This is a genomic window from Pseudoalteromonas sp. Z1A2, assembly GCF_011378755.1.
In the GTDB taxonomy this organism is placed as follows: Bacteria; Pseudomonadota; Gammaproteobacteria; order Enterobacterales; family Alteromonadaceae; genus Pseudoalteromonas; species Pseudoalteromonas distincta.
This window is the reverse complement of sequence record NZ_WTKX01000056.1, coordinates 1-3,212: the sequence shown is the minus strand read 5'-3', so window position 1 is coordinate 3,212 and position 3,212 is coordinate 1. Positions and strand designations below refer to the sequence as shown.

The following is a 3,212-nucleotide window of genomic DNA, read 5'->3' as shown; positions in this document are numbered from 1 at the left end:
GGGGTTCTAGGGATTTTCCCCTCTAAAGTAACATAAATCGCCATACTCACCATATTTAAAGGCATACAAAGGTGGGTTACTTCTCCAAAGTATGGCAAATTATGAGGTTAACAACCCCTTAAACTTAATTTAATTCCTATGGCTATAAAAAACGAACTATCAATTCTTACCAAAGCTGAGCAGCTTGATCTATATTCTCCGCCGCTATTATCACTTGAACAACAACGATTGTATTTTACGCCAAACGAGATCGAGTTAACAGAGTTGAAAAGTATTCGCCTAAGGAACCACCGATGCTATTTCATTGCGTTATTAGGGTATTTTAAGTCTAAGCCTGTGATTCTTTCACCTAGCTTTAACCTCATCTTTGACGATATGCAGTTTATTTCAACGCAAGTTCAAGGAGGCAAAGGGATCAGGCCTTTCAGCATTAATAAGATGCAGCGTGACCGTATATATCAAAGAATACTGAGGTTATTAAACTATCAGAAATGGGACGAAAGTCTGCACTTTGCGCCGCTGTACGAACATCTTGTTATGGTCGGCAAAGCTTGGCTTGAGCCTCGTTATCTATTCGATGCAGCCGCTGAATATCTAGCAACGCATAGAATTGCCATCCCTAAATATACTGTCTTACAAAAGCTTATCAGTCGTGTTATCCAACAGGTCAAGAAGGCGTTAAATAATAAGCTTCGTATTCATGTTTCATCTGAACTACACGGATTTCTAAATACTATTATCGATGACAAAGATGGGCTCTCCTTAAGCCAGCTTCGAGCCGGTGCAAAAAGCGTTATGGTGACAGAGCTAAAAAAAGAACTGACGGTGTATCATCAGTTACAGCCTTATACAAGACAGATTGATAATGCTGTTAAGGGCTTAGCCTTATCGTCTAAAAACCAACAACACTTCGGTGAAATGGTGGATTATTATGGCAGTAAACTAAAACGCTTTAAGCGTCCACAGCAACACCTATGGTTGCTGTGTTTTCTGACTCAACGCATACGGCAAAGCCTAGAGCGATTGGCTGATGGGTTTATTCATCATATCCGTAAACAACAAGAAGCTGCGCATGCGTTTGCCCAACAGGCAGTGTTTGACTCATGGAGGTCAGCTGCAGACAATGTCACCAAAGCCGCAGAATTACTGCATCTGTTTGTTGATGACAGTATCGACGATAATCAACCATTTGCAACGGTTAGGCAACAAGCATTAAGTGTAATGAATAACCAAGATATAGAAACGCTATGCCTGTACTTAAAAAAGCAAAAACGCACGGTAGAAGAATATCAATGGCAATATTATGATGATCAAAACGGGTTAATTGAGCAGTTATTAAGGCCCGTGTTTCTATGTCTTGAATGCCAAGCAGGTAAAGGCTCAGAAGCATTAGTGACCCAGCTCAAAACCACAAAAACAGAACTATTAGCAGGTAATACATTGCAAACAATGGATAGTACACTTATCCAACAAAAACATCGTCCATGGTTAATTAACAAGGATGTTGTTCATCCACAGCGATACGAATGGTTGCTTTACCGTCAACTGGCTTCTCGGCTTAATGGTCGAATTTACTTATCAAACGTCACTAAATATCGTGCGCTAGAAGACGACTTAATTGCATCGTCAATACAGCCTGATCTATTGGCATCATCAACATTGGAAAAGCTAAAGCAGCCGATTCAGAAGCTACTGCAAGTAAAACAAATACGCTTAACAACATCCCTAGAAGATGTTGCTCGTCACATTGATAATGGTGATAACCGCAATGTGATCATGAAGAGCCGAAGTGGCACACGATGGCGACTGCCAGTTAAAGGCTCCCAATCACTTGTCAACAACCCTTTCTTTAAACAAATGATCCCCGTCAGTATTGCTGATGTGTTGCGTTATGTTGAACAAGAAACCAACTTTATGCAATGCTTCGCACACGTGCTGCCAATACAAAAACAAGTAGGCGCCAATCAGGATGATTTATTGGCTATTCTAATTGCGAATGCGACACATCGCGGCGTATATGGGATGGCACAAATATCTGATCGCAGTTATGAGCATCTAAGCACTATACAAGCTAATTATATTAGGCCTGAAACCTTGCAAGAGGCTAGTGATATCATCAATAACGCAGTAGCGGCACTCCCTATTTTCCGCCACTATCACATCCAAGAAGACGTCCTGCACGCCAGTACCGATGGGCAAAAATTTGAAACTCACCTTGAGACTTTTAAAACTCGCTACTCCTCGAAATACTTCGGCACCAACAAAGGTATTACGGCCATGACGTTAGTTGCCAATCATAGTGCGTTAAATGCCCGTATCATAGGATCTAATGAGCATGAGTCCCATTATATTTACGACTTACTACAATCTAATACTAGTGATCTTAAGCCAGATGTCCTCTCAACCGACACCCATGGTGTTAATCATGTTAATTATGCCTTATTGGATTTATGCGGTTATAGTTTTGCGCCTAGGTATGCTCAGTTCACCAGTGTGATCAATGACCTATTTAACGTAACTGAAAGCGACGACGGAAACACGCATCTGGCGCTGAAAAAGCCGATAAAAATGAATGTGATTGAAGAAGGCTGGCAGGATATTCAGCGTATTGTGTTATCCCTTCAAGAAAAACGCACAACACAGGCATTGCTAGTACGCAAATTATCTGGTTATCCATCTAGACACCCTATATTACAAGCATTAACGGAATATAATAGACTCATCAAAGCCCAATATTTACTTGATTATATTGATGATGCAAGTCTGCGCCAATATGTTCAACGAGCACTGAACCGAGGCGAAGCCTGGCATTTCCTCAGGCGAGCTATTGCATCGGTCAATCGTGACCAGTTCCGTGGAAAAAACGAATCAGAAATAGTCGTCTGGAACGAGTGTGCCCGTTTGACGGCAAATGCTATTATCTACTTTAACTCGATGATCCTAAGTCATCTATTACTGCACTTTGAAGAAGTTGGTGACGAGGAAAAAGCAGCAATAACTCGACAAGTATCACCCGTTGCATGGCAGAACATTAATCTGAGCGGCACTTATCAGTTCGCTAGTAACCGCAAACTACCTGATTTACAGGAAATAACTAGGCCTATTGTTGAAAATGAAGTCTAAAATGAAAGGTAACCCAGCTCCACAAGCCATTAACTGCGAGGGTTGTGGCGATTTATGTTACTTTAGAGGGGAAAATCCCTAGAACCCCA

General features: G+C 41.3%; 1 protein-coding gene. It reads left to right on the top strand.

Features of this window, described 5'->3' with window-relative positions; genetic code table 11:
* The first annotated feature begins 138 nt into the window (after positions 1-138).
* On the top strand, positions 139-3,123 hold the full coding sequence (locus tag GQR47_RS19995) for a Tn3-like element ISKox2 family transposase (RefSeq protein WP_008126957.1): 2,985 nt from the start codon (positions 139-141) through the stop codon (positions 3,121-3,123).
* The last annotated feature ends 89 nt before the right edge of the window (positions 3,124-3,212 follow it).